This window comes from Rhodoferax sp. TH121 (genome assembly GCF_002251855.1).
In the GTDB taxonomy this organism is placed as follows: Bacteria; Pseudomonadota; Gammaproteobacteria; order Burkholderiales; family Burkholderiaceae_C; genus Allorhodoferax.
The window spans coordinates 73,444-100,421 of record NZ_NOXW01000016.1; the positions used below are offsets into that span (position 1 = coordinate 73,444).

Consider the following 26,978-nt stretch of genomic DNA (forward strand, 5'->3'; position numbering starts at 1 on the left):
GGGTGAGGCGCTATTTGCGCATCAGCGTGCTCTTGCCAAACAGCGACTCGATCAGGTCCACCGCCACTTCCGCCGTGCGGTTGCGCTCGTCCAGCGCGGGGTTGAGTTCAAACACATCCAGGCTGCCCAGGCGGCCGGTGTCGGCAATCATCTCCATGCAGAGCTGCGCCTCGCGGTAGGTGGGGCCGCCGCGCACGGTGGTGCCCACGCCGGGCGCAATGTCGGGGTCCAGAAAATCCACGTCAAAGCTCACATGCAGGTGGGTGTTCACGTCCATCAAGGCGAGCGCCAGCTCCATGGCCGCGCGCATGCCCATCTCGTCGATGTAGCGCATGTCGAAGACTTCCAGGTCTTGCTCATGCACAAATCGTTTCTCGCCCTCGTCCACACTGCGGATGCCAATCTGTCGCACCCACTTCGGTGAAATGGCGGGCACATGGCCGCCAATCTCGATCAGCTCTTGGGGGCCAAAGCCGCACAGGCAGGCCACGGGCATGCCGTGGATGTTGCCGCTGGGCGTGAGCGTGTTGGTGTTGAAGTCGGCATGGGCGTCCAGCCACAGCACACGCAGTTTCTTGCCCGCATCGCGGCAGTGGCGCGCCACGGCGCTGATGGACCCAATGCCCAGGCAATGGTCCCCGCCCAGTACGATGGGCAGGCGCCCGCGTTGCAGCTCGGTATAGACCGCGTCATGCAGGCTGCGGTTCCAGGCCGTTACCTCGGGCAGGTGGCGGTAGCCGTTCACGGGCGGCAGCCAGGGGTTGGCCGGGCCGCTCAGGTTACCTTTGTCCAGCACCTCCAGCCCGTGGCTTTGCAGCACGCTGGCAATGTTGGCCACGCGCAGGGCCTCGGGCCCCATGCTGGCGCCGCGGCTGCCCGCACCAATGTCCGTGGGCGCACCAATCAGGCTGACGCGGGTGTTCATGGAGTCTCCAATTGGAAAACGGGCCGGCGTTCGCCCACCAGCAGACCGCGCGCGTTGCGAATCTCGGCCGCACGCCAGGGCTGCAGCGCTGTGCGTTGCGCGTCGTCCAGCCAGCCTAGCTGGTCCAGCACTTCCACGCTGGCGGCAAACAGCGCGGGCTTGTTGCCATCAATGATCTTGAGCGCAAAGGCCTCGCCCCGGCTCTTGCTGCCCACCACCTGCACGCCGTCCGCGCCCACCTTGCTGACCCAGTCGCCCCGACCCACGCGCATGAAGTCCAGGTCGTTGCGACCGGTGCCGCTGACCATCTCCGGGTGATCCGTCATGGCCTCGCTCAGCAGGGCGAAGCTGGCGCCAAACTCGGCGTCCTGCGCGCCACTGGCTAGTCGCGCATAGCCGCGCGCCAGATTGGAGAGTGGCATCGCGAAGTTGGGGGCCGAGCAGCCGTCTATGCCTATGGGCATGTCCTGCACCTCCATGCCCACGGCGCGCGCCACATCGCGGGCAATCGCCTGCTGCAGCGGGTGGTCGGGGGCGGTGTAGTCGTCCAGCGGCAGGCCGTGTTGCACGCAATAGGCCACAAAGCCCGCGTGTTTGCCGCTGCAGTTGTTATGAGCTTCGGTATAGGTCGCACCCTCGGGCGCGCTCTTGTCAAAGTAGGTGAATTGCAGCGGCACATGGCAGCCGCAGCGCAGTGTCTTATAGGTGTGACCCGCTTTTTCCAGCATGCTGTTGGCGCCATCCACATGCATGGGCTCGCCATTGTGGCTGGCACATAGCAAGGCGTTTTCGGCTTGGCTAAAGCCAAACTGCGCAGGGCCACCGGCTTCCACAAAGGGCAGGGCCTGCAGGGCCTTGAGCGTGGAGCGGGTGAAGGTGACCAAGTGCGGGTCGCCCGCAAAGGCCTTGAGCTGTCCGCTCCGGTTGACCACGGCCACTGCGCCGAAGTGCAGACATTCGGGCGTGCCGCCGCGGGTAAGTTCGATGAGGGGTGCGAGTTTCACAGTGCGGGTTCTCCTGCGAGCAAGCGTATCCGATTTGGCTGCGCGCGTGCTCAGGCTGTCTATACTGAAACGCTATTGCCACAGCCCAACTTTGCATAGCCCATGCTCACCCTTGAACAGAAAACCCGCTACCACGAAGACGGATTCATCATCCTGCCCAACTTCAAGTCCGCTGCCGAGATTGCCGCCGTGCGCGCCCGGGCCGAGGCCATTGTTGAGGCTTTTGACCCCAATGAGAGCAAGACCATCTTCACCACCAACGACCAGGTACGCAAGGTGGACCACTATTTCCTGAACTCCGCCGACCGGGTCAGCTGCTTCTTTGAAGAAGAAGCATTCGGCCCCGATGGCGAGCTGCGCCAGGCCAAGGCCCTGTCCATCAACAAGATCGGCCATGCGCTGCACGACAAAGACCCCGTGTTTGAAGCCTTTAGCCACGGGGCTGCGCTGGCCGAGGTGGCCGCCGATGTGGGCCTGACCCAGCCGCAAGTCTGGCAGTCCATGTACATCTTCAAGCAGCCCGGCATTGGCGGCGAGGTGGGCTGGCACCAGGACGCCACCTTCTTCGACACCACGCCCATCAGCGTCACCACCTTCTGGTTTGCGCTGGAAGACGCCACCCTGGACAACGGATGTTTGTGGACCGAACCCGGCGGCCACCGTGGCCCGCGCGGTGTGTTGCGCGAGCGTTTTGAGCGCCGTGGTGACGCAATCACCATGAATAAATTGGACGCCACGCCCTGGCCGGCCAGCAATGTGAATGCCATTCCGTTGGAGGTGAAGGCCGGCGCGCTGGTGGTCTTCCACGGCCTGCTGCCGCACTACAGCGCACCCAACCGGTCCGCCGTGTCGCGGCATGCCTATACCTTGCATGCCACGGACGCGAGTACGGAATATGCAGCGACCAATTGGCTGCAACGCGGGGCCGATGATCCCGTGCGCGGCTTTCTGCTGTCATGATGGAGGGCTTTTCTCCCGCCATCCTGAACTGACATGACCGACACGTTGCCCACCCCGACCGAAACACCGACCGCTGACGCTCCAGCGGCAAACCGCCAACGTGCGTCCAGACCTGATGTGTTCCCGGTGCTGGAAAAGATGGCGGCGTTTTACCCCCACATGTTTGGCGCCACCTTCCTCCCCATGAAGCGCGGCATTTTTCAGGATCTGCTCGACGCGCACCCTGGTACGTTTGAGCGCGATAGCCTCAAGGCGGCCTTGGCCTACCACGCGCGATCCACCCGTTACCTGACGGTCGTGGCGACTGGCCAAGACCGGCACGACCTGCAAGGCCAGCCCGTGGAAGCCATGGCGCCCGAGCATGTGCACCACGCCCTGCTGGAAGTCTTCCGCCGCCGCCAAACCCGCAGCAAGGAAGACCTGCGCCCCAAGCTCGTGCAGCGCATCGTGGTGGCCTGCGAGGCCTCGGGCCTGACGCCCCTGGCCTATGCAGAGCTGGTGCGTGGTCGTGACGAAGCCGCCAACGCCGTGCTGGACGAAGCCATGGCCGAGGCCAGTGCCCGCGCTGCCAAGACCGAAGCGCTGTTGAAAGCATTCAAGGCCAGCGGCAAGTCTCTCGACGTTTTTGCCGACATGTACGGTTTGGATCCACGCGCAGTGAGCCGGATGCTGGCGCGTGCGACCGTGGCCTGACTGAACGCCTACTTCCGATCTACGCCTTGTCCCCGAATTGACGGTGGATGATCGGTAGGCGGCCCACAATGGCCGCCATGCCCAACATCATCTCCCCCCTGCAAGCCAGTGTCGTCCAGTGGCTGGTGCAGCCCGGCCAGACGGTTGCCGCTGGCGACGTGCTCGTCATTTTGGAAGCCATGAAGATGGAGCACGAGGTGCGTGCGCCGGCTGCGGGCCGTGTCACCCACCTCTGCTACGGCGTGGGGGAGCTGGTGCCGGAGAAAGACGCGCTACTGAATTGGGAGCTGCTGGCGCATATTCCACGGGGGTTGGATGCGAATTTGGCATCCAGCCTCGCCCCGCAAGTTAACCCGGTAACTGCCGCTACCGGCGTGCGCGCCGACCTCCAGGCGCTGCGCGATCGCATGGTTTTCACTGCCGACGCAAGCCGCCCCGAAGCCATGGCCAAGCGCCACGCGCAAGGCTTGCGCAGTGCGCGCGAGAACATTGCCGACTTGTGCGACGCTGGCTCCTTCTTGGAATATGGCGCGCTGGCTGTGGCGGCGCAGCGCAGCCGTCGCACTGAGGCGGACCTGGTGCAGAACACACCGGCCGATGGCATGGTCACCGGCATTGGCACGGTGAACGGCCAGCGCACTGTGGTGATGGCTTACGACGCTACAGTGCTGGCTGGCACCCAGGGAATGCGCAACCACCAGAAGACGGACCGCATGCTGGGCATTGCCCTGCAGCATAAGCTGCCCGTGGTGCTGTTTGCCGAGGGTGGCGGTGGGCGGCCCGGCGATGTGGACATGCCCATCGTGGCGGGCCTGCATGTAGGCACCTTTGCCAGCTTTGCGCGCCTGAACGGCCAGGTGCCGGTGATTGGCATTGCCGCGGGGCGTTGTTTTGCAGGCAACGCGGCGCTGCTGGGTTGCAGCGATGTAGTGATTGCCACGCGCGCCAGCAACATCGGCATGGGTGGCCCGGCGATGGTGGAGGGTGGCGACCTGGGCGTTTTCAAGCCCGAGCAGATTGGCCCCAGCGGCGTGCAGCATGCCAATGGCGTGATCGATGTGCTGGTGGATGACGAGGCGCAGGCTGTGGTGGTGGCGCGCCACTACCTGTCGTTTTTCCAGAGCCGTACTACGGAATGGACCGCACCCGATGCGACGATGTTGCGTGAGGTCGTGCCCGAGAACCGTCTGCGCGTGTACGACACCCGCGTCGCGGTGGAGGGTATTTCCGACGTGGGCAGCGTGCTCTACCTGCGGGCGGGGTTTGGCCTTGGCATCCATACGGCGCTGGTGCGCATTGCGGGCCGCCCCGTGGGCGTGCTGGCCAACAATCCGGCCCACCTGGGGGGCGCCATTGATGCCGATGCGGCCGATAAAGCTGCGCGCTTTCTGCAGCTGTGCAACGCACACGGTTTGCCCATTGTCAGTCTGGTGGATACGCCGGGCTTCATGGTCGGGCCGGACACCGAGGCCACGGCCCAGGTGCGCCATGTGAGCCGCATGTTCATTGCCGCAGCGCATTTGCGCGTGCCGTATCTGAGTGTGGTGCTGCGCAAGGGCTATGGCCTGGGCGCCATGGCCATGACGGCGGGCAGCTTTCAGGCACCGCTGGCGATTGCCGCCTGGCCCACGGGCGAGTTTGGCGCCATGGGGCTGGAGGGCGCGGTGCGCCTGGGCTACCGCAAGGAGTTGGAAGCCCTGCCTGAGGGCGCGGAGCGCGACGCCCTGTTCCAGCGTCTGCTGGCCCAGCAGGTGGCGGCGGGCAGCAGTCTCAACATGGCAGCGACGCTGGAGATCGACGCGGTGGTCGACCCGGCGGATACGCGGGACTGGCTGATTGCCGGGTTGGAAGCGGGCAAGGTGCAAGCCTTCGGCGGACCTGCCATTGACTCTTGGTAGAGCCCGTAGCGGCCCATTAAAAAAGCCCCTCGGAGAGGGGCTTGCAGGGGTGCGGGAGCGGCCTTACTTGCAGTACACGCGGGCAGTACGTGGTGTGTAGATGCCCAGGGTGATCATGCCAAACAGCACGTCGGTGGCAGATTGCTCCACTGCGACGCCCGTGACCTTGTCAGCACCGCCGCACACCTTGCCGGCATCCACCGACTTCATTTGCCCAATGCCGCTGACGAAGAAGGTTTGGCTGTCTTCGGCCTTGGCAGTTGGCATGGCCGAGAGTTCGCCCGCCACGTTGAAGCGTTGGTTGGCACAACCGCTCAGCAGCGCGACGGCGGCGATAACGGTGAAAGCTGATTTCATCATTCCAGAATCTCCCAAAGTGAGTGAACACACAAGCCTGTGCAATACGGGCTGGAGTCATTGAAACCGGCTTGGGCACGGCCGTCAAGATGAAAAACGCAGCGTTGGCGTGGGGCTGCATTCCTGCAATTTGTTACAGCACCCCCCGGGTTTTCCTCTTTTCTAAGCTGCCTGACCGTGCCATAGTGGGCCCAAGTGACGTGGAGGCTTGTCGTGTATTTACTTCGGACGGTGTGGATGGCTTGCTTGGCACCAGGAGTGTGGGCCCAGGCATTGGCGCCTGAGCCTGTCTTGCCTGCGGCCCCCATGGGGGCCTCCGACCGTGCCATGGTGCACCGTGCCGATGGGCAGCGCCAGCAGCTGGAGGACTCCGTCAAGGACTACCTGGTCGCTTTTGACAGCCGTTTGGCTGCGCCCGGCGTCCAGCCGCGCAAGACGGTAGGCCTTTCGCTGACCAATTTCTCAGGCAGTCCCTTGTCGCTGGCCTACGACCCGAATGGCAAAAGCATGATGGCGCAGTGGCGCTCCTCGCAGACCACGGCCTTCGGCCAGACCTTCCAGTACCAGGCCTTCGTGGGCGAAGCGGGCGCGGTCAACTTCGTCATCAGCTCCCGCTTCTGACGCGCCAGTGACCTAGAAGCGTGGCAGGTCCGGGTGCTTGATCTGCCCGGCGCGCACCAGCATCTTTCCGTATTCGGCGCAGCGCTGCAGCGTGGGGATCACCTTGCCGGGGTTGAGCAGGCCCTTGGGGTCGAACGCTTCCTTCAGCGCCACCATCTGCGCGTTCTCCTCGGCACTGAACTGCACACACATGCTGTTGAGTTTTTCCACACCTACGCCGTGTTCTCCCGTCACCGTGCCGCCCATGGCCACGCTGGTCTCCAGAATCTCGGCGCCAAACAGCTCGCAGCGGCGTAGTTGGTCGGCATCGTTCGCGTCGAACAGGATCAGCGGGTGCAGATTGCCATCGCCCGCGTGGAACACATTGGCGCAGCGCAGCTGGTACTTCTTCTCCATCTCCGCAATCGCCAGCAGGATGTCGGCCAGGCGCGCGCGCGGGATGGTGCTGTCCATGCACATGTAGTCGGGGCTGATGCGGCCGCTGGCGGGGAAGGCGTTTTTGCGCCCGCTCCAGAAGCGCAGGCGCTCGGCCTCGCTGTTGCTGACCGCGATGCCGGTCGCGCCCGCCGCGCGCAGCACTTCGCTCATGCGGCCGATTTCTTCTTCCACCTCTTCGGGCGTGCCATCGCTCTCGCACAGCAGGATCGCCTCCGCTGAGAGGTCATAGCCCGCGTGCACAAAGTCTTCCACCGCGGCCGTCATGGGCTTGTCCATCATCTCCAGCCCGGCGGGGATGATGCCCGCCGCAATGACGGCGGCCACCGCATCGCCCGCTTTGCGCAGGTCGTCAAAACTGGCCATGATGCAGCGCGCCAATTGCGGCTTGGGCACCAGCTTCACGGTCACTTCGGTGATGACAGCCAGCATGCCCTCGCTGCCCACCAGCACGCTCAGCAGGTCGTAGCCCGGCGCGTCCAGCGCATCGCCACCAAACTCGATGGGCTCGCCTTCCATGGTGAAGCCGCGCACCTTCAGCACGTTGTGCAGCGTGAGGCCGTACTTAAGGCAGTGCACGCCGCCCGAGTTTTCGGCCACGTTGCCACCAATCGTGCAGGCAATCTGGCTGCTCGGGTCGGGCGCGTAGTACAGGCCCAGCGGCGCGGCCGCCTCACTGATGGCCAGGTTGCGCACGCCGCACTGCACCACGGCGGTTCGGCTGCGCTTGTCCAGCTTCACAATCTTGTTGAACTTGGCCAGCGACAGCGTCACGCCCAGCGCATGCGGCATGGCCCCACCCGACAGGCCGGTGCCCGCACCGCGCGCCACCACCGGCACGTTCAGGCCATGGCACACGCGCAGCACCGCAGCCACCTGTTCCTCGGTCTCCGGCAGGGCCACCAGCAGCGGACGCTGCCGGTAGGCGGTCAGGCCGTCGCACTCGTAGGGCGTGGTGTCTTCCGTCTGGTACAGCAGGGAATGCGGAGCCAAATAGGGTGCTAGCCCCCGCAGAATCTGCGCGAGCAGCTCTGCTTTTGATAGCAAATTTTGGGTGCTGGCGGTAGCGGGTGCGTTCATGGTGACTCTCTGGCGGTGTGGGTTGCACTCTAGTGGAAAGCCAGCCGTTGTGGGTTGAAGAATCTTGGGGCTTAGCCCACCGCTTTTTTCAACCAGTCGGCAAAGGCCGCCACTTCCCAGCGGTCCAGTGCGCCGGTGCGCCAGCACAGGTAGTGGGCGTGGGGGCTGGGCACGTTGTGGTCGTACAGGCGCACCAGCGCGCCGTTGTCTAGCCAGGGGGCGCCCAGCTTGAGGCGCACCAGGCCTACGCCCATGCCGGCGGCAGCGGCGTCGCACATCAGGCCAATGTCATTGAACTGGGAGCCGTCCACCGGCTCGGGCCAGTCCAGCCCGTTGGCGGCAAACCAGGTGCGCCAGGGTTCGAGCGGGCTGCGCAAGAAGGGCAGGTTGGCCAGGTCCTGCGGTGTCTCAAACGGCCCATGCTCGCGCACAAAGGCGGGCGAGGCCAGCGGCGTCACCTCGTCCTTCATCAAGAGCGCGTGCTCCATGTCGGCATAGCGGCCAGGGCCAAAGCGCACCATCAGGTCCGCGTCCTCGGCCACCACATCCAAGAGCGGGATGGAGACCTGCAAGGTCAGGTCAATCTCCGGGTAAGCGTCTGTAAATTGGCGCAAGCGGGGAATCAGGATGGAGCGCGAGAACGTGGGCGTAACTGCCAAGCGCAACTTGCGCTTGCCGGGCGCAGCCGACGCACTGGGGAATTTCTGCAGGATAGCCAGCCCCTCGCGCACATGGGCCAGGTACTCGCTGCCCTCGGTGGTCAGCGAAAAGTCGGCCCGGCCAAACAACTTGGTGCCAATGATCTGCTCCAGCTGGCGCACCCGGTGGCTCACGGCGCTGGGTGTCACAAACAGTTCTTCCGCCGCCAGCGTCACCGAACGCAGCCGCGCCAGCGCTTCAAAGGTCAGCAGGCATTGGATGGGGGGGATGCGGGAGGCGCTCATGGGGCAATGATGCCACCAGCGGGCGTCGTCTGGCGGCGGTGACACTTGCAACATTTCGGGGCATTTGAGCCAGGGTTGTTGCAATTGGCCAAAGATTGCTACGAGGGTGGCGGCCTACGATGGGTTTCCTTCAACTTGGAGAGCATCCTGATGACCATGCAAGCCCCGTTTTTCGGCAAGCGCCCCGCCGACTCCCTTACCAACCGTTCCACAGGCCAAGGCCCGACAGGAGGGGCCTCGGGCGCCAGCGCACAGAGTGCTGCGCATGCCGCCGCCCCGGTTATGGCGCCCGACACGCCTATCGCCCCCGCAGTCAGCAAGCCCGTGCCTCCGCCATTGGGCGCGCCGCTCAAAGAGGGTGGCAGCCAACTCACGGTGGGCCCCAATATCAAGCTCAAGGGTGTTGAAATCACCGACTGTGACACCCTGGTGGTTGAGGGCATGGTGGAAGCCACGATGGACTCCCGCGTGATGCAAATTACCGAGAACGGTGCGTTCAAGGGCTCGGCAGAAATTGACTATGCGGAGATCCACGGGGAGTTCAACGGGAATCTCACGGTGCGCGAGAAGCTGGTGATTTACGCCACCGGTCGCGTTACCGGCAAAATCCGTTACGGCAAGGTGGTGATCCAGGAAGGAGGTCAGTTGATGGGCGACATCCAGTTTGGTTCTACCCACCGGGCCGAGGCGCTGCCACCCGCAAAAATGGGCTTGCTCAACGCGGCCTGACACCGGGGTGTTTCGGGTGGGTGCATGGCAATCATCGCAAGGCGTTATTGTGTGTTTGCCAGTCTTTCCTGCCTGCTGAGAGCTTGGAGAGGCATCGCGCCTTCGCCATACCATCAGCAAAGCTAATGTCCCCGCTGAACTGGGCGCTAAGCAGGGCAAAGCTGCCCAGGCACCGTGTTTTCCCCGAGAGCAAAGCCTATTTCGGCCGAGGGGGCGTCAGTAGAATGGCGCTCTTTTTCCTCTCGGGAGTTGCCCTGTGTCTGACACCCTCGCCGTACTCCCGCAGTACCTGCTCCCCAAAAAAGCCCTGACTGCCTTTGCCGGTGTGGTTGCCGGCGCCCGCGGCGGCAAAGCCACTACCGCGCTGATTCGTTGGTTCATCGGGCGCTACAAGGTCAATATGGCCGAAGCCGCCAATCCAGACCCTGCGGCCTACCCCACCTTCAACGAGTTTTTCACCCGCGCCTTGAAAGACGGTGCGCGTCCACTCGCTGCCGCGCCCTTTGTCTGCCCGGTTGACGGGGCGATCAGCCAATTTGGCGCTATCCACCAAGACCAGATTTTCCAGGCCAAAGGCCACCACTACAGCACCACGGCGCTGGTGGGGGGCGATACCAAACTGGCCGCGCAGTTTGACAACGGCAGCTTCGCCACCATTTACCTGAGCCCGCGCGACTACCACCGCATTCACATGCCTTGCGACGGCGTGTTGCGCCGCATGATTTATGTGCCGGGTGACCTGTTCTCGGTGAACCCCACCACTGCGCGTGGCGTGCCTGGCCTGTTTGCACGCAACGAACGTGTGGTCTGCGTATTCGACTCTGCACATGGCCCCTTTGTGCTCACCTTGGTGGGGGCCACCGTGGTGGGCAGCATGGCCACGGTGTGGCATGGCGTCGTGAATCCGCCGCGCTTGCCCCAGATTACCGAGTGGCACTACGACGCCAATGCAGTGGTTTTGAAGCAAGGGGACGAGATGGGACGCTTCTTGCTTGGGTCTACCGTTGTGATGCTGTTTGGGCGCGACCGACTCGCGTTCGACGGTGCTTGGACTGCCGGCAAGCCGGTGTGCCTGGGCGAAAAAATGGGCGATGCCCAGGAAAAACCGGTATCCTGAGTCGCAGGGAGACTGCACAACTGTTGGAGTGTTTGGTATGCAAGCTTCGTCCTCTGAGACTGCGTTGACCCTGGCCACGGGCCTGCCGCCTGTCCCCGAGCCGCAGGGTGATACCCCCAGTGCGGACGATATGGGCAGCGGCTACCGCCGAGCCACCTTGCCACGTGTTGCTGCGCTGGAGTCCTTGTCGGTTCGGGCCAGTTTGTGGCTGGCGTTTGCCTGTGTGCTGGCCGGGGCTGTCGCCATCGGTGTCTTCTCGTTGTTCCAGATGGGGCGGCTCAACGCCTCGACCAAAGCCATTTACGAACAGGAGTTTGTGGCCGGCCAAGCAGCGGAGCAGGCGCGGGGCTTGATCCTGCGTGCCAGCCGGGCCCAAACCCAGCTGCTGACTGCCACTACTGCGGCCGAGCGTGACACCCTGGGTTCCGACATCGAAGCCAGCCTGACGCAGATTGCCAAGCGCCTCGAAACCATCAAGGGCTTGGCCACCACAGAAGAAAGCACCACCACCAGCCAGCAACTGATCGACGCAATGGCCAGCTGGACCAAGCGTCAGCGGGCCTACATTGCCCTGGTCAAGGAGCAGCCGCTGGACCTGATGCAGATGAGCACCGATGTGCCCACCGAGGACGCGCGTTTGCTCAATGACACCCGCAAACTGGAAAAAATTGTGGACGCCTTGGTAGAGCAGCGCTCCAAGTCTGCCGAAGCCACCATCGTGGACGCGGGCGCAATTTACCAGTCTTCGCAGACCTGGGTGGTCGGCATCATGGCGCTGCTGTTGGTGCTGTCCTTGGTGATCAGTGGCTGGGTGACCCGCCGCTTGTTGCGCCAGCTGGGGGGTGAACCTGCCTACGCCAAGTCGATTGCCAGCCGCATCGCCCAGGGTGACCTGTCCATGCAAATCCGCCTGGAGCCCAAGGACACGGAGAGTTTGCTGTACTCGCTGCGCGACATGCAGGGCAAGTTGGCCGACACCATCCGAGAGATCGCCAGCAGCTCCAAGCAAGTGGCCAACGCCTCGCGCGAGATCTCCATGGGCAACCTGGATTTGTCGCAGCGCACCGAGCAACAGTCCGCCTCGCTGGAGAAAACTACCACCAATGTGGAACAAATGGCCGCCATTGCCAAGCGTTATGCCGACAGCGCCACCCAGGCGGCCCAGCTTTCGGGCTTGGCCACACGTTCGGCCCAGCAAGGCGGCGAGGTCGTGGCCAGCGTGGTGGCCACGATGGACAAAATCAGCAAGAGCACCGAGGCCATCCACGCCAATATTGGCGTGATCGAGGGCATTGCCTTCCAGACCAACATCCTGGCCCTGAACGCCGCGGTGGAAGCCGCCCACGCAGGCGAACAGGGCCGCGGTTTTGCCGTGGTCGCGGCCGAGGTGCGCTCGCTGGCCGAGCGCAGTGCGAAGGCTGCGCGTGAGATCAATGCGCTGATCGAAGCCTCTACTGCCCAGGTGAAGGATGGCGCGCAGTTGGCGCACCAAGCCGGTCAGACCATTGCCGAAATGTCGCAGAGCGTGCAGCAGGTCAGCACGGTCATGGAGGAAATCTCCGGCGCGTCGCTGCAGCAAAGTGCGGGCATCGAAGAGATCAACCGCGCCGTCGCCCAGCTGGACGACAGCACCCAGCAGAACGCGGCACTGGTGGAGGAGGCCGCCGCCGCCGCCCAGTCCCTGGACGAACAAGCCCAGTCACTGGATCAGCTGGTGGGACGTTTCGACCTGTAGTCGAATTCCGGCCCGCACGCCACGCCGCCGCTATTTGAAGATGACGGTCTTGTGGCCGTTGAGCAGCACGCGGTGTTCGCTGTGCCACTTGACGGCGCGGGCCAGAACCTGGCTCTCTGTGTCACGGCCCATAGCGGTCAGGTCTTCCACTGTTTTGCTGTGGTCCACGCGGGCCACATCCTGTTCGATGATGGGGCCTTCGTCCAAGTCGGCCGTCACGTAGTGGGCGGTGGCACCGATGAGCTTCACGCCGCGGTCATGTGCCTGGTAGTAAGGTTTGGCACCCTTGAAGCTGGGCAAGAAGCTGTGGTGGATATTGATGGCGCGGCCTGACAATTTGCGGCACAGGTCGTCGCTCAAGATCTGCATGTAGCGCGCAAGCACCACCAACTCGGCGCCTTCGGATTCGATCACTTCAAACGCGCGCGCCTCGGCCTGTGCCTTGGTGGCCGCTGTGACCGGGATGTGGTGGAAGGGCACGTTGTAGCTGGCCGCTAGCTGGTAGAACTCGCGGTGATTGCTGACGATGGCACGGATGTCCAGTGGCAGCAGCCCGCTTTTCCAGCGGAACAGCAGGTCGTTGAGGCAATGGCCTTCTTTGCTGACCATGAGCACTGTGCGCATGGGCTGGGCCGTGGCGTGCAGGCTCCACTGCAATTGCAGCGGCTCGGCAAAGCTGGCTAGCTGGTTGCGCAGGTCGGCGTGGCTGAGCTGGCTGCAGCTGAACTGCACGCGCATGAAAAACAGGCCGGTGTCGTGGTCGTTGTACTGGGCGGCTTCTTCGATATTGCCACCGCGCTCCAGCAAAAAGCCCGAGACGGCATGCACCAGACCCAGGCGGTCGGGGCAGGAAAAGGTAAGGATGTAGGTCTGGCTCATGGGGCGAGATTGTCGCAGTTCCTCGGCAGGCGCCGGTGTATAGGGATTGGAAAGCACAAGGGGCTCCGAAGAGCCCCTCTGGTGCGGGTGGTGGAGCAGGTCTAGTGAACGACCACCGGGTTTTGTGCCAGCACGGCGTACTGATCCAGCGTGTCCTCCACTTCTTCTTGGGTGGGGGTGTTCACCTGCCAGGCCTGAATATGCTGTTGGAACAGCTCGGCCCAGGAGCCATCGAGGTAGACCTCTTTGCCCGAGCGTTTGTCCACAATCTCGAAGCCGTGCCGCGCCAGCATGGGAACGCCCTGGGGGTGGCGTTCGGTTTTTTCGGTGTGTACGCCGTCTGGCTCGCCGTTGGCCAGCATGTGGGTGACGGAGAAAGATTCAGAGTCGTACAAAGTGTGCATTGTGTTCACCAACAAGAGATAGACCGTATTTGGACACCATCTTCGCGGTTTCAAGAGTAACAGGGTTTAAGGCGCCTGCGTGCTTCGCCACAATTTATCCGCCACATCCCCGTTGGCTTCGGTCAGGCGTATGCGTACTGGAAGGTAGCCCATGCTGGGCGCCAGCCAGATTTCTGCACGGTTGCCATAAGGCCCTACCGCGCCGCGCGACAGCTTGATAGCACTCACTTCGCCGCCAGGCAGCGTCAGCTTTTCGGTATTGCCCACCACCATGGTCCAGGATTCGACCGAACGGGGCCCGATGGCTTCAAACGGAATCTGGGTGCCAGCCGGGTAGCGCTGCGGTTCACCACCCATCATGGCGCTGAGTTGCAGCACGGCGCTGAGCTGGTCTTGCATGCCCGGGGTGAGCGGTACATCTGGCGTATTGGCGCTGAAGGTGACTTTATTGGCGCTGCGGTCAAAGTGGGCCGCCACCTCGCTGCGCACTTTGTCGCCAAAGCGTATCGGCTCCAGGCCCTGCGGACCCAGGGTGCCCTTGCTGGTTTGCATGCGCGAACCCAGCAAAAAGTGACTGAACTCCAGTCGGCTGTTATAGGTCTTGCCATCGTGTTGCCACAGCAGTTCCCCGTTGAGGCTGATTGAGATGCCTTTGACCTCGGCCCGTACCTCGTACTTCAGGCGCGCGGGCTCGGGGTAGGTCAGGCGCAGTGGGGCATTGCTGGCCAGGGCGGTGCCGGCTGCCAGCATGGACGTAGCCACGGCGCCCTGCTTGCCCCCGTCCGGGCCGGATGGCGGCTGTGACGGCTCCATGTTTGCTATGTTTTTAGGAGCTGCTTGCGCAGTATCCACGGGGCTTGAAGCTAAATTTGATGCCAAATCTTGGGGGGCGTCCTCAGAGTCCGTGTCCTCCTCCCTCGCATTGGCGGGGGGCTCGGGCAGTGGCGTGAACCGGGGTACCTGGCGCAGCGTCGGCTCGGGTGCGAGCGGCAGCGCGGGTGCCACGGGGGGGGTAAGCACTGCGGCGGTCGGCACGGAGGGGGCGATCGTGCGGGTCTGCAGGATCGGCGTGCCGGGGCCATCGGCATTCTCGCCGCGGCTGGCGCTGGAGTATGTCCAATCCAGGGGCCACAAGAGGCCTTGGCCCAGCAATAGCCAATGCGCCAGTAGAACGCCCACCACCGCTGCTGCCAGTGTGCGCCCATGCCTTGCCACGGCGGGGGAGAGCGCAGAGGTGGGGGCAGCAGGCAGGGTCAGAAGCATGGGCTGGACAATCGCGTGAGGGCTGGGTTTCAGTTTAATGCACGGGCGCTTGGCTCCCATTCCCGGCGAAAATGCCCGCATGAAACTCGCTACCTACCAAGACGGCTCCCGCGACGGGCAGCTGGTGGTCGTCTCGCGCGACCTGAGCCAGGCGCACTACGCGACCCACATCGCCAACCGCCTGCAGCAGGTGCTGGATGACTGGAATTACCTCGCGCCCCAGCTCGAAGACCTGTATGTTCTGCTGAACCAGGGGCGTGCGCGCCATGCTTTCCCGTTTGACCCGGCCCAGTGTTTGGCCCCCTTACCGCGTGCCTACCAGTGGGCCGATGGTTCGGCCTACCTCAACCATGTGGAGCTGGTGCGCCGGGCGCGCGGTGCCGAGGTCCCCGAGAGTTTTGCCACTGACCCACTGATGTACCAAGGCGGTAGCGACGACCTGGCCGGCCCGCAGGCCGACATCGTGTGTGCCAACTTGGCCTGGGGCGTGGACTTTGAGGCCGAGCTGGCCGTCATCACCGGCGACGTGCCGCAGGGCTGCCCCAGCGACCGCGCGCTCGACGCAGTCCGCCTGCTGGTGCTGGCCAACGACGTGACGCTGCGCAACCTGGTGCCCGATGAACTGGCCAAGGGCTTTGGCTTTGTGCAGAGCAAGCCCGCCACTGCGTTTGGCCCGGTGGCGGTGACGCCCGATGAGCTGGGCGAGGCCTGGGCGCGCGGCCGCGTGCACCTGCCCGTGCAGTGCACCTGGAACGGCCGCAAGGTCGGCCTGTGCGAGGCCGGCAACGACATGACATTCCACTTTGGCCAGCTGATCGCGCACTTGGCCAAGACGCGCCGGGTGCGCGCGGGCTCCATCATTGGCTCGGGCACCATCAGCAACAAGGGCGTGGCGCGCAAGACTCGCACGGACTGGCCCAATGGCTACAGCTGCATTGCCGAGAAGCGAGCCATGGAAACCCTGAATGACGGCCAGCCCAGCACCGAGTACATGCAGTACGGCGACACCATCCGCATCGAGGTGAAAGGGCGTGATGGCCAGAGCGTGTTTGGCGCCATCCTGCAGGAAGTGGTGCCACCCGAAAGCCGCGGCCGAACAGCCCCCGGCGCCACTGCGGCATCCGTTTCTGGCGATACTGCCGCACTGGGTTTTGCTGGCCCCATTTCTGCGCCCTCTGCCGAGAGGGCCCCCGATTCTTCTACCGAGACCTCCGAATGAAAACACGCGCCGCCGTCGCCTGGAAAGCAGGCCAGCCCCTGACCATTGAAACCGTGGACCTGCAGGGCCCCAAGTTCGGCGAAGTGCTCGTCGAAATCAAGGCCACCGGTATCTGCCACACCGACTACTACACCTTGAGCGGCGCCGACCCCGAAGGCATCTTCCCGGCCATCCTGGGCCACGAAGGCGCAGGCATTGTGGTGGACGTGGGTCCCGGCGTGACCAGCCTCAAGAAAGGCGATCATGTCATCCCGCTCTATACGCCCGAGTGCCGCACCTGCAAGTTCTGCCTGTCGCGCAAGACCAATCTGTGCCAGCTGATCCGCGGCACGCAGGGCAAGGGCCTGATGCCCGATGCCACCAGCCGCTTCAGCCTGAATGGCGATCCCATGTTTCACTACATGGGCACGTCCACCTTCAGCAACTACACCGTGGCGCCCGAAATCTCGCTGGCCAAGATCCGCGAGGACGCGCCCTTCGATAAGGTTTGCTACATCGGCTGCGGCGTCACCACCGGCATCGGCGCAGTGATCTTCACGGCCAAGGTGGAAGCCGGCGCCAACGCTGTGGTGTTTGGCCTGGGTGGCATTGGCCTGAACGTGATCCAGGGCTTGAAGATGGTGGGTGCCGACAAGATCATCGGCGTGGACCTGAACCCGGCCCGTGAACAGATGGCGCGTGACTTCGGCATGACCCAATTCCTGAACCCCAAGGACATCGAGGCTGCGGGTGGCAACATCGTCGACGCGATTGTTCAGCTGACCGACGGCGGCGCCGACTACAGCTTCGAGTGCATCGGCAACACCAAGGTCATGCGCCAAGCCCTGGAGTGCACGCACAAGGGTTGGGGCCGCAGCATCATCATCGGCGTGGCCGAGGCTGGAGCCGAAATCTCCACCCGCCCGTTCCAGTTGGTCACCGGTCGCAAGTGGGAGGGTTCGGCCTTCGGCGGCGCACGTGGCCGCACCGATGTGCCCAAGATCGTGGACTGGTACATGGAAGGCAAGATCAACATCGACAGCCTGATCACCCACACCATGCCCCTGGAAGACATCAACAAGGGCTTTGACCTGATGAAGCGCGGCGAATCCATTCGTGGCGTGGTCATTTATTGATGAAATTAGCCTTCGGCCCTCGTAAATAGTGCGCAAGCAGCTTCTCTTTTGATAGCAACCAATGTCAGCTCCTGCCCTTGAACTTGTCAGCGAACACGCCTGCTTTGGCGGCGTGCAGCGCTACTACCAGCATGCGTCCAGCCTCATTGGCCTGCCCATGCGCTTCTCGGTGTTTTTGCCGCCGCAGGCGCAGCAGGGCGCGGTGCCGGCGGTCATGTACTTGGCGGGCCTGACCTGCACCGAAGAGACTTTCATGGTCAAAGGCGGCGCGCAGCGCATGGCTGCCGAGCTGGGGCTGGCGCTGATTGCGCCCGATACCAGCCCGCGTGGCGCTGGCGTCCCCGGGGAGGCAGAGTCCTGGGACTTCGGGGTGGGCGCGGGTTTCTATCTGGACGCCACCCAAGCGCCTTGGGCTGCGCACTACCGGATGGAAAGCTATCTGCTCGATGAGCTGCTACCGCTGGTAGGGGCAAGTTTGCCGGTGGACCTGAGTCGCCTGGGCCTGTTCGGCCACTCCATGGGTGGGCACGGTGCGCTGACACTGGCTCTGCGCCACCCGCAGCGCTTCCAGAGTCTGTCCGCATTTGCGCCCATCTGCGCACCCACGCAGTGCCCTTGGGGGCACAAGGCGTTTGCCGGCTATCTGGGGGAAGACCGTGCGGCCTGGGCTGCACACGATGCCTCGACCCTCATGGCGCAACGCAGCACGCCCCTGTTTGCGCAGGGCATTCTGGTCGACCAGGGGCTGGCCGACAAGTTTCTGGAGTTGCAGCTGCACCCGCATCTGCTGGAAGCCGCGTGCGCCAAGGCGGGCCAGCCGCTCACACTGCGCCGCCACACGGGCTACGACCACGGCTACTACTTCATCAGCACCTTCATGGAAGACCACCTGCGCCACCATGCGCAGGGGCTGGGCTTGCTGCCTTAAGTTGCCGCTGAGAGCTGCATCGCAAAGGTCTTGACGCCGCGCAGCATCATCTCGATCGCCACTGACACCAGCACCAGGCCCATGAGGCGTTCAACCGCCACCACCAGGCGGGTACCGATGATGCGTTGGATGCGCTCTGCTGAGACCAGCACCACAGCGCTGACCAGCATGGTCACACACAGGGCGCCTATCCACTCCATACGCTTGTCAGGTTGCTGAGACACCAGCAGCAATACCGTGGCCAGCGCCGAGGGACCGGCCACTGCGGGCACAGCCAGCGGCACGATCAGGGGCTCGGCCGTGATTTCGCCCTCAGTGGTGGCTGCGGGCGGGAACACCATGCGCAGCGCGATGAGGAACAGGATCACACCGCCGCCGATCTGCAGCGACAGCTCGCTGAGGTTCATCACGCGCAAAAAGCTCTCGCCCACGAACATGAAGGTCAGCAGCAGCGCAAACGCAATCAGGATTTCGCGCAGGATGACCTTGGGCCGCCGCTCCGGAGCCACGTGCTTGAGCGCGTTGGCAAAGATGGGGATGTTGCCAATCGGATCGGTGATCAGGATCAGCAGGATGGTGGCAGAGACAAAGGTGTAATTCATCATGGGGGCAGGGCTGCCTGGTGGGCAGCAGGGTTCTCGGTGCCCCGGAGAATAGCAGTTCAGCCGCGTTCCAGCGCCTCCTGGCAGGGGACGCAGCGCTCGGCTTCCGGCGCCGCTTGCAGGCGCGCCGGGGCAATGGCGACACCACAGTCTGCGCACAGGCCGTAGCTGCCGTTGGCTAGGCGCTGCAGGGCCGCGTTCACGCGGCGCAGCTCGGTGCTTTCGTGGTCGTCCAGTGCGAATTCCAGCTCCCGTTCCGTGGCCGTTTGGGCTTGCGAGTCTTCGCGGTGGGCAAAGTGGGCTGCTGAGGCCTCGGCCCGGCTGGGGGCGCCGTCGCGCAGTGTGGCGATTTGGGCCAGCAAGCGGCTGCGTGTGTGGGTCAGGGCGGCTTGCAGGGACTGGGTGTTGAGGGTGGTCATGGCATCTTTCGTGTAACGTCCGACGGGGCGTTTTCAGACTCCATGGTCTGCCCCTCCGCGCCGCGTGTCTTTGACGCGAATCAAGCCTCCCGCGGCTTGTGCGCCGTGTCTTGGGCCATAATCCGGGCATGTTCAGCCTGCAAACCCTGCGTCAATCACGCGCCCTCATCCGTTGGATGTTGGCGTGTTTTGCATTGGCTATCGGGGTGGCAGTGGCAGCGCCGGTGGTCAATCCCCAGGCCCTGTCGCTGGTGTGCAGTGCCGGTGGCAGCGTCAAGCTAGTGGCGGCCGATGATGTGGATGGCGGTGCACCCGCCACCATGGCCCATACGCTGGACTGTGTGATGTGTCTTCCTGCAGGAGCTCCACCTGCCACCGCCGATGTGGTGGTGCCTGCAGTGGCACTGGCCGATGTGCTGCGCACCGGCCCACCCCGTCATATCACTTGGCGCACGGCGGACCCTGCTTCCGCCCGCGCCCCTCCCGCACTCGTCTAAGTCGCACGCTCGGCCTCCCGCAGGCCGACGGTTCGCGGCGTCTCCTGGCCCCTTGTGGGCCTGTCTTGTTTTTGTTCCTTGGTGTTGCGGTCTTGGGGGCTTGGCCCCTTGGCGAATTCGGCTGCGCCGTCGTCTTTTTCTTGGAGTTATGTATGAAAAGTGCTATTCAAATCGTAGCTGCTTGCGCAGTATTCATGGGGTCTACAGCCGCATTTGGGCATGTAACCTTGCAGGATCAGGCGGCTGCGGCCGGCGCCAGTTACCGCGGCGTATTGCGGGTGGGGCATGGCTGCGAAGGCGCGGCCACTACGTCCATCCAGGTCACCATGCCGGATGGCTTCAATGGCGCCCAGCCCATGGTCAAACCCGGCTGGACCGTGAGCACCAAGGTCGGCAAGCTGGCCACCCCCTACGAGGCCCACGGCAAGAAGTTCACAGACGGCGTACTGGAAATCACCTGGACCGTCAACAACGTGGCTGACGCTTTGCCGGACGCGCACTACGACGAGTTCGTGTTCCGCGGCACCACTCCCAAAAAGCCCGGAACCCAATGGTTCAAGGTGGTGCAACGTTGCACCAAGGGTGCCAACGAATGGGTGGAAATTCCCGCTTCAGGCCAAGACGCCCATGGCCTGAAGTCGCCCGCTGCCCGTCTCGATGTACTGGATGTGCAAGCCGCTGGCGGCCACGCCCACTGATTTTCCAAGGAGCTTTGTATGAACTGTTTTCGTCTGCGTACCGCCGCCTTGGTTGCGGCCTGCCTGTCCACCAGCCTGTGGGCGCAAACCGTGGAAGTGAAGAACGCCTGGGCCCGCGCCACCGTGCAAGGCCAAAAAGCCAGCGGAGCCTTCATGACCTTGACGTCCAAGGACGGCGCCAAGCTGGTATCTGCCTCGTCGCCCGTAGCCGGTGTGACCGAAGTGCATGAGATGAAGATGGAAGGCGACGTGATGAAGATGCGCGCTATGCCTGCATTGGATCTGCCAGCCGGAAAAGCCGTGGAACTCAAGCCGGGTGGCTACCACGTGATGCTGATGGACCTGAAGCTGCCCCTGCAGAAAGACACCACCATTCCCCTGACCTTGGTCTTCAAAGACGCCAAGGGCGTGGAAAGCAAGTCGGAGATCAAGGTGCCGGTGTCGCAGATGGCGCCTGCAGGCACAGCCATGGCCCACGGTGGCCATGACGCCCACGCTGCCCATGGTGCTGCGATGGCGGCACCCAAGGGCAGTGATGCAGAGCAAATCACAGCGATCATGAAAAAGCAGTTTGACCGCCCAGACGCTCCGCTGACCGTGGAGCCCGTGACGGTGCAGGGCAACTACGCCGTGGCTGGCTGGACCCAAGGTGGCAAGGGTGGTCGCGCCCTGCTGCAGAAAGACAAGGGCGCCTGGTTCATTTCGGTGTGCGCTGGAGACGGCCTGAAGGACGCCAAAGTGCTGCAAACCACCGGCATGTCGGCGGACGCCTCTGCCGCCATGGCCAAGGCTGTTGTTGCCGCCGAGTCCAAGCTCTCCAAGGACAAGCTCAAGCTGTTCGCCAGCTTTGAAGGCATGGTGAAGATCGGCGCCGAAGGGCATGGTGCCCATGGGCAACACCAAGCTCCTGCTGCGCACAAGCACTGATTCTTTTGCGCTGTATGACGCCCGTGTTCCGCAAGCCCCGCACTTGGACCCAGGTGTGGGTCTTGTGCGTGCTGGTGCTTGCCATGTTGGCGCCTGGCGTCTCTCGTACGCTTGCGTGGGCCCAAGTGGGTTCCGCCATTGAAATCTGCACCGCCGATGGCGGTGCCCGGTGGGTGGTCCTGCCATCCATCGCGACGCAGCAAGACGAGGAATCCACTTCCTTGCCCCTGCCGTCGTTGGACCATTGTCCGTTTTGCCTGCAAACCGCAGACCGTGGTGCTGCCCCGCCCCCCCAACAGCCTTACCTCTTCTTGGTTCAGGGTGGAAACCAGGAGCGCCCGGTCTGGCAGGCTTTTTTCTTCGCGTCCCCATCCCGATTTGCGCTGCGCGCACGGGCACCGCCCCTGCGGGCCTGAGCATTCCCCCCCTCTTTCTCCGGTAAGCGGCTGCGCCTGATCGCAGGTCCGCCTGCCGCTATGCGCCCGGCCAGCCTGTGCGCGCGCCCCCCCATTGTTTCCAAGGGATCGTCATGACTTCCGCTTCCACATCAGCACCTGCGCGCAAGCCGGGCAGCTCCGGTATTTACGCCATCGCCTGGCGCTGGCACTTCTATGCTGGCCTATATGTAGTGCCATTTCTCCTCATGCTGGCCCTGACGGGTCTGGTCATGGTGTTTTTCACGGGTTTCCACAGCCGCTTGGGCTTGACCGTTACTGTTGCGCCGCAGGCGCAGGTGCAGCCCGTCACGGCCCAGGCGCAGGCCGCGCTGGCGAGCGTGCCGGGTGCCACCATCAAGGAGTACATCCACCCCAAGTCTCCCGATGTGGCGGCCTGGGTGCTGCTGGGGCAACAGGGCCGCACCGAGGCTGTGGCGGTCAACCCCTACACCGCCGAGGTGCTGCACCAGGTCAACAAGGACAGCACGGTGTTTGCGTGGGCCGAAAAAATCCACGGAACCCTGCTATTGGGTGAGGGCGCAGAACGTTTCATCGAGGTGGCTGCAGGCTTGGCAATCGTGATGATCGTGACCGGCGTGTACCTGTTTTGGCCACGGGGCGCCGACCGTCGGGCAGCAGTCCTCTGGCCGGATTGGCGGGCTAGCGGACGCAAGTGGTGGAAGTCCTTGCACAGCAGCCTGGGCTTTTGGATGAGTGTGGTGCTCTTGCTGTTTCTGCTCACCGGCATGTCGTGGACGGGTTTCTGGGGCGCCAAGTTTGTGCAGCCCTGGAGCACCTTTCCTGCCAGCAAGTGGGATGCGGTGCCGCTGTCGTCCCAAACCCATGCCAGCTTGAACACGGCAGGCCTGCACGAAGTGCCGTGGGGCCTGGAGCAAACCCCCTTGCCGGAGTCTGGCTCTGCCGCAGGTACCCCCGGTGTGCGCGTCGGTGAACCGGTCAACCTGGATGGCCTGAACGCGCTGGCCCAGCGCCTGGGCTACCGCGGGCAGTACCACATCCAAGTGCCGCAGGATGCCAAGGGCGTCTACACCCTGTCGGCCGATTCCATGAGCGGGGATCTGAGTAATCCCACGCAAGACCGCACGGTGCATGTGGACCGCTATACCGGGCGGATTTTGGCGGAAGCAGCGTTTGCCGATTACTCGCTAGTGGCCAAGGCCATGGCGGTGGGTATTGCTTTGCACCAAGGGGATATGGGTCTGCTGAGCGCCCTGGCCAATGTGGTGTTCTGCCTGGCGATCGTGCTTCTGTGTGTCAGCGGCATGGTCATGTGGTGGGTGCGACGCCCACAGGGCAGCGGCCGATTGGCTGCGCCCAGCGTGCCCGCCCAAGCACCGCTCTGGAAGGGCGGGGCGATCGTTATGTTGCTCACAGGGCTGGCGTTTCCGTTGGCCGGCGGCGTGTTGATCGCAGTTCTTCTGCTGGATTGGTTGCTGCTGTCGCGCATTCCAGTGCTCAAAACCGCACTCTCCTGAGCGGAGTCTCGTCAGCCCCCGCGCATTGGGGTAAGCTGCGCTCCACGGCCTCGGCAGCAGGCCGGTGGAGCACCTCATGAGCGACAACGACACCTCCGGCTTCGGCAAGTTCGTACCCGGTTTTGATTTTTTGCAAAACCTGGCCAAAGGCGCCAGCCAGAACATCCCGCAAATGCCCAATCTGGCCAACTGGGTTGCCCCCACGCTGAATGTGGAAGAGCTGGACAAGCGCATCGAAGAGCTCAAAAACGTGCACTTCTGGCTGGAGCAAAACTCCCGCGCCTTGGGTGCCACCATCCAGGCGCTGGAGGTGCAGAAGATGACCCTGGCCACACTCAAGGGCATGAACTTCAACCTGGGCGATGTGACCAATGCGCTCAAACTCAAGGCGGCGGATTCGATTGCCTCCGGTGTGCAGAGCGTGACCGAAAAAGCCGCCAGCACGGCCAAAACGTTGTCCGATGTGGCCAGCAGCGCCAGCAAGGGCGACGCCAAAGGCGCAGCGAAGGCCGCCGGTGTACCGGGGCTGGTGGACCCGCTCCAGCTGTGGGGATCGCTGACCCAGCAGTTCCAGAATATTGCAGCCACGGCCATGAAAGAAGCTACTGCAAAAACGGCGGTGGATGTGACCAAAAACATGGCCACTGGCCTGGCCAAGGAAGCCATCAAGTCGGCCAAAGCCGCAGGCAAGAAGGCGGCGACCAAGCGTCCTGCCGTACGCAAGACTGCCGCCAAGAAGACGAGCCGCTGAGCGCGGCAACACCGCTGGGGCCGGGTGCATGAAGCTGTTTCCACACGCGCACGCGACGCACCCGCAGTGGCACATGGCCACGGGGCTGGTGTTGGCGCAGCTGCGCGCGCAGATGGCGCTGCATGGTTACGCCAATGCTCCGACCTTGGGGCTGATTTACATCACTGACCATTACGCCCCACATGCCCAAGATATTTTGGACATGCTCAGTGGCGAGCTGCCGCTGGTGACCGACTGGTCAGGCACCGTGGGCGTGGGCATCGCGGCCAAAAATGTGGAGTACTTTGACGAACCCGCGCTGGCCGTGATGTTGCTGGAATTGCCCAGCCACGAGTACCGCGTGTTCTCGGGCATTGCGCCATTGGGTCTGGGGTTTGAGGCGCACACGGCGTTGGTGCATGCTGACGGCGAAACGCCCGATCTGGTCGAGCTGATTGACGAAATGGCGGCGCGTACCGACACCGGCTATCTGTTTGGTGGCCTCTCCAGCAGCCGCACGCAAAGCGTGCAGTTCGCCGTAGCGGCCGATGGCAACCTGAGTGGCTTTGGTGCCGCCAGCGGTGTGCTGCGTGGGGGCTTGAGCGGCGTGGCCTTTGGCGAGGGGGTGGGGCTGGTGTCGCGCGTCACGCAGGGTTGCAAGCCGGTGTCCAAGGCGCGTGCGGTGACCCAGGCCGAGCACAACGTGGTCATCACGCTCGATGGCGAGCCCGCGCTGGACGTGATGCTGCGTGATCTGGGCATCAGCCTGGAGCAACCGCAGGAAGCGCTGGAGACGGTACGCGCCACGCTGGTGGGTCTGGTGCAAACTCCGGCGACCAGCAACTCAGGTGACAGTGCGCTGGTGCGCCAAACCGGCAATCTGGGCAGCGACGTCACGGTACGCCACATCATTGGCCTGGACCCGGGGCGCCGTGGCATTGCCATCGCCGCGCAGGTGCAGACCGGTGCGCACATGGCCTTTTGCCAGCGCAACCGCGAGGCCGCCCAGGCCGACCTGGTTCGCATCTGTGCCGAGGTGCGCGAAGAGCTGGAGCCCCAAGAGCTAACCACGGAAACCGCCTTTGCCCTGCAGCAAAGCGAGGCCGAAGCGGCGCCCCACCCGGCGCGCCGCATTGCCGGTGCGGTCTATGTGAGCTGCTCGGGCCGAGGCGGGCCCCACTTTGGTGGGCCTAGTGCCGAAATGCATATCGTGCGCCGGGCTTTGGGCGATGTGCCGCTGGTGGGGTTTTTTGCTGGGGGCGAGATTGCGCGCAACCAGCTCTTCGGATATACCGGGGTACTGACTGTGTTTACCAGCCCTTAAGCCACGTAGTTTTCGGATATCGTCGGGCGCGGAAATAGATGAGGAGCATCGAATGGGCAATTTAAAAATCGCGACCCGGCTGTATGCCGGATTTGGACTGTTGGTGGCCCTCATGGTGGTCGTGGTGTCGGCTGCCTTGGTGCAAATGGCGGCAATGCGGGCCAGCGCGGCCGATGTGGACCAGAACTGGCTGCCCAGCGTGGAAGAGGTCAATCTGCTCAGCACCGCCATATCGGACTTTCGGGCGACTGAGATGCGGCATGTGTTGAGTACCGATGAGACTTACATGGCCACCATCGAAAAAGATTTGGAGGCTATCCAAGCGCGGATCAAGCAGAGCAGAGACAAGTACGAAAAGCTGATTAGCTCCGATGAAGAGCGGGCGCTGTACAAAGAATTTGTAGTTGCGCGCGAAGCCTATCTCAAGCTGCACAAAGAGGTCTTGGACGTTTCGCGCCGCCTTGATGCCGAGGGCGCCCGGCAGATACTGGAGGGGGAATCCAAGAAAAACTTCGAGCGCTCTGCCCAAATCTTGAACAAGCTGGTACTCCTGAATCATGACGGTTCAGTGGCAGCGGCAAAAGCCTCCGCAGAGGCGTATGTGACTGGGCGTAACCTGATGGTTGTTGCGGTGGTGATCGCCGTGTTATTGGCGGTGGTTGCGGCCACCTACATCACCCGATCTATCACCAAGCCCCTGGCCGAAGCACTGGATGTGGCGGGCCATGTGGCCCAAGGCAACCTGACAGTGCAGGTGCAGAGCAACAGCCGCGATGAAATCGGCCAACTGCTGCAAGCCATGAAGGCCATGCAGGACAGCCTGGTGGCTGTCGTGTCCAAAGTGCGTCGCGGCTCGGAGTCGGTCTCCAACGCGAGTGCCGAAATTGCGCAAGGCAACAACGACCTGAGTGCGCGCACAGAAAGCCAGGCCAGCGCCTTGGAAGAAACCGCCGCCAGCATGGAAGAACTCAACTCGGCCGTGAAACAAAACGCCGACAACGCCTCCCAGGCCAACCAACTGGCCATGAACGCCTCCACCGTCGCCGTGCAAGGCGGAGAAGTCGTGGGCCAGGTGGTGGAGACGATGAAAGAAATCAACGACGCCTCCCGCAAGATCAGCGACATCATCAGCGTCATCGACGGCATCGCCTTCCAGACCAACATCCTGGCCTTGAATGCCGCAGTGGAAGCCGCACGGGCCGGAGAACAAGGCCGCGGCTTTGCGGTGGTGGCCTCGGAAGTCCGATCCCTGGCAGGCCGCTCAGCCGAAGCCGCCAAGGAAATCAAAACCCTCATCAACGCCAGCGTGGAGCGGGTCGAGCAGGGCACAGCCCTGGTCGACAGAGCAGGCACCACCATGACCGAAGTGGTGAGCAGCATCCGCCGGGTGACCGACATCATGGGCGAGATCAGCGCGGCCAGCAACGAGCAAAGCGCGGGTGTGAACCAGGTGGGCGAAGCCATCACGCAGATGGACCAGGTCACGCAACAAAACGCTGCTTTGGTGGAACAAATGGCAGCGGCGGCCAGCAGCCTCAAGAG

Annotated in this window: 27 protein-coding genes and 2 pseudogenes; 19 read left to right on the plus strand and 10 right to left on the minus strand. The window is 63.5% G+C overall.

The annotated features are described in order from the left end of the window. Positions 1-10 precede the first annotated feature (10 nt). Together rocF and CHU94_RS02380 are read right to left on the minus strand one after the other, a co-directional pair. Entirely contained in the window at positions 11-925 is a 915-nt protein-coding gene (gene rocF / locus CHU94_RS02375; protein ID WP_094476379.1) for an arginase, read from the minus strand. Continuing rightward, positions 922-1,929 (minus strand): asparaginase, encoded by a 1,008-nt coding sequence (locus CHU94_RS02380; RefSeq protein WP_094476381.1) that lies wholly within the window; start codon positions 1,927-1,929, stop codon positions 922-924. Before CHU94_RS02380 ends, rocF begins: the two co-directional genes overlap by 4 nt. A gap of 102 nt (positions 1,930-2,031) precedes the next feature. On the opposite strand from CHU94_RS02380, the gene CHU94_RS02385 reads away from it, so the two are divergent. The 3 genes and pseudogenes from CHU94_RS02385 to CHU94_RS02395 form a co-directional block, all read left to right on the plus strand. Continuing rightward, positions 2,032-2,889 carry a phytanoyl-CoA dioxygenase family protein gene (locus CHU94_RS02385; RefSeq protein WP_094476383.1) on the plus strand — a complete coding sequence of 286 codons (858 nt, stop codon included), beginning with the start codon at positions 2,032-2,034 and terminating at the stop codon, positions 2,887-2,889. Between the two features lie 33 nt (positions 2,890-2,922). Next, positions 2,923-3,582: a ProQ/FINO family protein gene (locus CHU94_RS02390; protein WP_094476385.1), complete on the plus strand. Its 660-nt coding sequence runs from the start codon at positions 2,923-2,925 to the stop codon at positions 3,580-3,582. Positions 3,583-3,668: 86 nt separating this feature from the next. Continuing rightward, positions 3,669-5,480 (plus strand): annotated as a pseudogene (locus CHU94_RS02395) (carboxyl transferase domain-containing protein); the annotation flags it as partial. Positions 5,481-5,543: 63 nt separating this feature from the next. On the opposite strand, the gene CHU94_RS02400 reads toward CHU94_RS02395, so the two are convergent. Beyond that, complete coding sequence (locus CHU94_RS02400; protein WP_303396083.1) at positions 5,544-5,840, minus strand: Bor family protein; 297 nt, start codon at positions 5,838-5,840, stop codon at positions 5,544-5,546. A 210-nt stretch (positions 5,841-6,050) separates the two neighbouring features. Between CHU94_RS02400 and CHU94_RS02405 the strand changes: the two genes are divergently transcribed. Further along, a complete protein-coding gene (locus CHU94_RS02405; RefSeq protein ID WP_176451901.1) occupies positions 6,051-6,458 on the plus strand; it encodes a hypothetical protein in 408 nt (135 codons plus the stop codon). 12 nt (positions 6,459-6,470) lie between these two features. Here the strand turns inward: CHU94_RS02405 and CHU94_RS02410 are convergent, their stop codons facing one another. Both CHU94_RS02410 and CHU94_RS02415 read right to left on the minus strand, forming a co-directional pair. Further along, entirely contained in the window at positions 6,471-7,973 is a 1,503-nt protein-coding gene (locus CHU94_RS02410; protein WP_094476389.1) for an FAD-linked oxidase C-terminal domain-containing protein, read from the minus strand. A gap of 71 nt (positions 7,974-8,044) precedes the next feature. Further along, the gene (locus tag CHU94_RS02415; RefSeq protein WP_094476391.1) at positions 8,045-8,917 is read right to left on the minus strand and encodes a LysR substrate-binding domain-containing protein; all 873 of its coding nucleotides are present in this window, start codon (positions 8,915-8,917) and stop codon (positions 8,045-8,047) included. A 150-nt stretch (positions 8,918-9,067) separates the two neighbouring features. Between CHU94_RS02415 and CHU94_RS02420 the strand changes: the two genes are divergently transcribed. The 3 genes from CHU94_RS02420 to CHU94_RS02430 all read left to right on the plus strand — a co-directional run bounded on the left by CHU94_RS02420 (position 9,068) and on the right by CHU94_RS02430 (position 12,498). Then, positions 9,068-9,646 carry a polymer-forming cytoskeletal protein gene (locus CHU94_RS02420; protein WP_094476437.1) on the plus strand — a complete coding sequence of 193 codons (579 nt, stop codon included), beginning with the start codon at positions 9,068-9,070 and terminating at the stop codon, positions 9,644-9,646. 256 nt (positions 9,647-9,902) lie between these two features. Further along, positions 9,903-10,763, plus strand: coding sequence for an archaetidylserine decarboxylase (gene asd, locus CHU94_RS02425; RefSeq protein WP_094476393.1), 861 nt, complete (start codon positions 9,903-9,905; stop codon positions 10,761-10,763). Between the two features lie 37 nt (positions 10,764-10,800). Beyond that, a complete protein-coding gene (locus CHU94_RS02430) occupies positions 10,801-12,498 on the plus strand; it encodes a methyl-accepting chemotaxis protein (protein WP_255033758.1) in 1,698 nt (565 codons plus the stop codon). Positions 12,499-12,528: 30 nt separating this feature from the next. Here the strand turns inward: CHU94_RS02430 and purU are convergent, their stop codons facing one another. The 3 genes from purU to CHU94_RS02445 all read right to left on the minus strand — a co-directional run bounded on the left by purU (position 12,529) and on the right by CHU94_RS02445 (position 15,044). Continuing rightward, positions 12,529-13,377 carry a formyltetrahydrofolate deformylase gene (gene purU, locus CHU94_RS02435; RefSeq protein WP_094476395.1) on the minus strand — a complete coding sequence of 283 codons (849 nt, stop codon included), beginning with the start codon at positions 13,375-13,377 and terminating at the stop codon, positions 12,529-12,531. A gap of 101 nt (positions 13,378-13,478) precedes the next feature. Continuing rightward, the gene (locus CHU94_RS02440) at positions 13,479-13,781 is read right to left on the minus strand and encodes a DUF3567 domain-containing protein (protein WP_094476397.1); all 303 of its coding nucleotides are present in this window, start codon (positions 13,779-13,781) and stop codon (positions 13,479-13,481) included. A gap of 66 nt (positions 13,782-13,847) precedes the next feature. Beyond that, positions 13,848-15,044, minus strand: a complete 1,197-nt coding sequence (locus tag CHU94_RS02445) for a DUF3108 domain-containing protein (protein WP_141211363.1) — start codon at positions 15,042-15,044, stop codon at positions 13,848-13,850. 79 nt (positions 15,045-15,123) lie between these two features. Here CHU94_RS02445 and CHU94_RS02450 point away from each other — a divergent pair, with 79 nt between their 5' ends. The 3 genes from CHU94_RS02450 to fghA all read left to right on the plus strand — a co-directional run bounded on the left by CHU94_RS02450 (position 15,124) and on the right by fghA (position 18,306). Continuing rightward, positions 15,124-16,263 carry a fumarylacetoacetate hydrolase family protein gene (locus tag CHU94_RS02450; RefSeq protein WP_094476401.1) on the plus strand — a complete coding sequence of 380 codons (1,140 nt, stop codon included), beginning with the start codon at positions 15,124-15,126 and terminating at the stop codon, positions 16,261-16,263. Next, on the plus strand, positions 16,260-17,378 hold the full coding sequence (locus CHU94_RS02455; protein WP_094476403.1) for an S-(hydroxymethyl)glutathione dehydrogenase/class III alcohol dehydrogenase: 1,119 nt from the start codon (positions 16,260-16,262) through the stop codon (positions 17,376-17,378). Before CHU94_RS02450 ends, CHU94_RS02455 begins: the two co-directional genes overlap by 4 nt. A 61-nt stretch (positions 17,379-17,439) precedes the next feature. Next, the gene (gene fghA / locus CHU94_RS02460) at positions 17,440-18,306 is read left to right on the plus strand and encodes an S-formylglutathione hydrolase (protein ID WP_094476405.1); all 867 of its coding nucleotides are present in this window, start codon (positions 17,440-17,442) and stop codon (positions 18,304-18,306) included. Here the strand turns inward: fghA and CHU94_RS02465 are convergent. Beyond that, positions 18,303-18,908: a MarC family protein gene (locus CHU94_RS02465; protein ID WP_094476441.1), complete on the minus strand. Its 606-nt coding sequence runs from the start codon at positions 18,906-18,908 to the stop codon at positions 18,303-18,305. The two genes, fghA and CHU94_RS02465, sit on opposite strands and share 4 nt — an antisense overlap. A gap of 59 nt (positions 18,909-18,967) precedes the next feature. Beyond that, complete coding sequence (locus CHU94_RS02470; protein ID WP_094476407.1) at positions 18,968-19,327, minus strand: TraR/DksA C4-type zinc finger protein; 360 nt, start codon at positions 19,325-19,327, stop codon at positions 18,968-18,970. Between the two features lie 128 nt (positions 19,328-19,455). On the opposite strand from CHU94_RS02470, the gene CHU94_RS02475 reads away from it, so the two are divergent. The 9 genes and pseudogenes from CHU94_RS02475 to CHU94_RS02510 form a co-directional block, all read left to right on the plus strand. Then, positions 19,456-19,824 (plus strand): DUF2946 family protein, encoded by a 369-nt coding sequence (locus CHU94_RS02475; protein ID WP_094476409.1) that lies wholly within the window; start codon positions 19,456-19,458, stop codon positions 19,822-19,824. Between the two features lie 152 nt (positions 19,825-19,976). Continuing rightward, positions 19,977-20,522, plus strand: a complete 546-nt coding sequence (locus CHU94_RS02480) for a YcnI family protein (RefSeq protein WP_217901281.1) — start codon at positions 19,977-19,979, stop codon at positions 20,520-20,522. A gap of 18 nt (positions 20,523-20,540) precedes the next feature. Further along, a pseudogene (locus tag CHU94_RS19415) lies at positions 20,541-20,966 on the plus strand (copper chaperone PCu(A)C); the annotation flags it as partial. A 69-nt stretch (positions 20,967-21,035) separates the two neighbouring features. Beyond that, the gene (locus CHU94_RS19420) at positions 21,036-21,449 is read left to right on the plus strand and encodes a copper uptake system-associated protein (RefSeq protein ID WP_255033767.1); all 414 of its coding nucleotides are present in this window, start codon (positions 21,036-21,038) and stop codon (positions 21,447-21,449) included. Positions 21,450-21,463: 14 nt separating this feature from the next. After that, the gene (locus CHU94_RS02490; protein WP_094476415.1) at positions 21,464-21,865 is read left to right on the plus strand and encodes a DUF2946 domain-containing protein; all 402 of its coding nucleotides are present in this window, start codon (positions 21,464-21,466) and stop codon (positions 21,863-21,865) included. Between the two features lie 113 nt (positions 21,866-21,978). After that, entirely contained in the window at positions 21,979-23,382 is a 1,404-nt protein-coding gene (locus tag CHU94_RS02495) for a PepSY domain-containing protein (protein WP_094476417.1), read from the plus strand. Between the two features lie 76 nt (positions 23,383-23,458). After that, complete coding sequence (locus CHU94_RS02500; protein WP_094476443.1) at positions 23,459-24,133, plus strand: PhaM family polyhydroxyalkanoate granule multifunctional regulatory protein; 675 nt, start codon at positions 23,459-23,461, stop codon at positions 24,131-24,133. A gap of 28 nt (positions 24,134-24,161) precedes the next feature. Continuing rightward, on the plus strand, positions 24,162-25,436 hold the full coding sequence (locus tag CHU94_RS02505) for an FIST N-terminal domain-containing protein (protein ID WP_094476419.1): 1,275 nt from the start codon (positions 24,162-24,164) through the stop codon (positions 25,434-25,436). A gap of 52 nt (positions 25,437-25,488) precedes the next feature. Continuing rightward, on the plus strand, positions 25,489-26,978 hold a 1,490-nt coding region (locus tag CHU94_RS02510), incomplete at its 3' end, for a methyl-accepting chemotaxis protein (RefSeq protein ID WP_094476421.1).

Bases quoted from the DNA above. Each gene is read 5' to 3' on its own strand.
- CHU94_RS02475 (WP_094476409.1), top strand. From the start codon at position 19,456: ATGTTCAGCCTGCAAACCCTGCGTCAATCACGCGCCCTCATCCGTTGG.
- CHU94_RS02430 (WP_255033758.1), top strand. From the start codon at position 10,801: ATGCAAGCTTCGTCCTCTGAGACTGCGTTGACCCTGGCCACGGGCCTG.
- CHU94_RS02495 (WP_094476417.1), top strand. From the start codon at position 21,979: ATGACTTCCGCTTCCACATCAGCACCTGCGCGCAAGCCGGGCAGCTCC.
- CHU94_RS02480 (WP_217901281.1), top strand. From the start codon at position 19,977: ATGAAAAGTGCTATTCAAATCGTAGCTGCTTGCGCAGTATTCATGGGG.
- CHU94_RS02420 (WP_094476437.1), top strand. From the start codon at position 9,068: ATGACCATGCAAGCCCCGTTTTTCGGCAAGCGCCCCGCCGACTCCCTT.
- CHU94_RS02470 (WP_094476407.1), bottom strand. From the start codon at position 19,327: ATGACCACCCTCAACACCCAGTCCCTGCAAGCCGCCCTGACCCACACA.
- CHU94_RS02400 (WP_303396083.1), bottom strand. From the start codon at position 5,840: ATGATGAAATCAGCTTTCACCGTTATCGCCGCCGTCGCGCTGCTGAGC.
- CHU94_RS02455 (WP_094476403.1), top strand. From the start codon at position 16,260: ATGAAAACACGCGCCGCCGTCGCCTGGAAAGCAGGCCAGCCCCTGACC.
- CHU94_RS02385 (WP_094476383.1), top strand. From the start codon at position 2,032: ATGCTCACCCTTGAACAGAAAACCCGCTACCACGAAGACGGATTCATC.
- CHU94_RS02490 (WP_094476415.1), top strand. From the start codon at position 21,464: ATGACGCCCGTGTTCCGCAAGCCCCGCACTTGGACCCAGGTGTGGGTC.
- CHU94_RS02500 (WP_094476443.1), top strand. From the start codon at position 23,459: ATGAGCGACAACGACACCTCCGGCTTCGGCAAGTTCGTACCCGGTTTT.
- CHU94_RS02390 (WP_094476385.1), top strand. From the start codon at position 2,923: ATGACCGACACGTTGCCCACCCCGACCGAAACACCGACCGCTGACGCT.
- CHU94_RS02505 (WP_094476419.1), top strand. From the start codon at position 24,162: ATGAAGCTGTTTCCACACGCGCACGCGACGCACCCGCAGTGGCACATG.
- CHU94_RS02445 (WP_141211363.1), bottom strand. From the start codon at position 15,044: ATGCTTCTGACCCTGCCTGCTGCCCCCACCTCTGCGCTCTCCCCCGCC.
- CHU94_RS19420 (WP_255033767.1), top strand. From the start codon at position 21,036: ATGGCGGCACCCAAGGGCAGTGATGCAGAGCAAATCACAGCGATCATG.
- purU (WP_094476395.1), bottom strand. From the start codon at position 13,377: ATGAGCCAGACCTACATCCTTACCTTTTCCTGCCCCGACCGCCTGGGT.
- CHU94_RS02410 (WP_094476389.1), bottom strand. From the start codon at position 7,973: ATGAACGCACCCGCTACCGCCAGCACCCAAAATTTGCTATCAAAAGCA.
- fghA (WP_094476405.1), top strand. From the start codon at position 17,440: ATGTCAGCTCCTGCCCTTGAACTTGTCAGCGAACACGCCTGCTTTGGC.
- CHU94_RS02440 (WP_094476397.1), bottom strand. From the start codon at position 13,781: ATGCACACTTTGTACGACTCTGAATCTTTCTCCGTCACCCACATGCTG.
- CHU94_RS02450 (WP_094476401.1), top strand. From the start codon at position 15,124: ATGAAACTCGCTACCTACCAAGACGGCTCCCGCGACGGGCAGCTGGTG.
- CHU94_RS02465 (WP_094476441.1), bottom strand. From the start codon at position 18,908: ATGAATTACACCTTTGTCTCTGCCACCATCCTGCTGATCCTGATCACC.
- CHU94_RS02415 (WP_094476391.1), bottom strand. From the start codon at position 8,917: ATGAGCGCCTCCCGCATCCCCCCCATCCAATGCCTGCTGACCTTTGAA.
- rocF (WP_094476379.1), bottom strand. From the start codon at position 925: ATGAACACCCGCGTCAGCCTGATTGGTGCGCCCACGGACATTGGTGCG.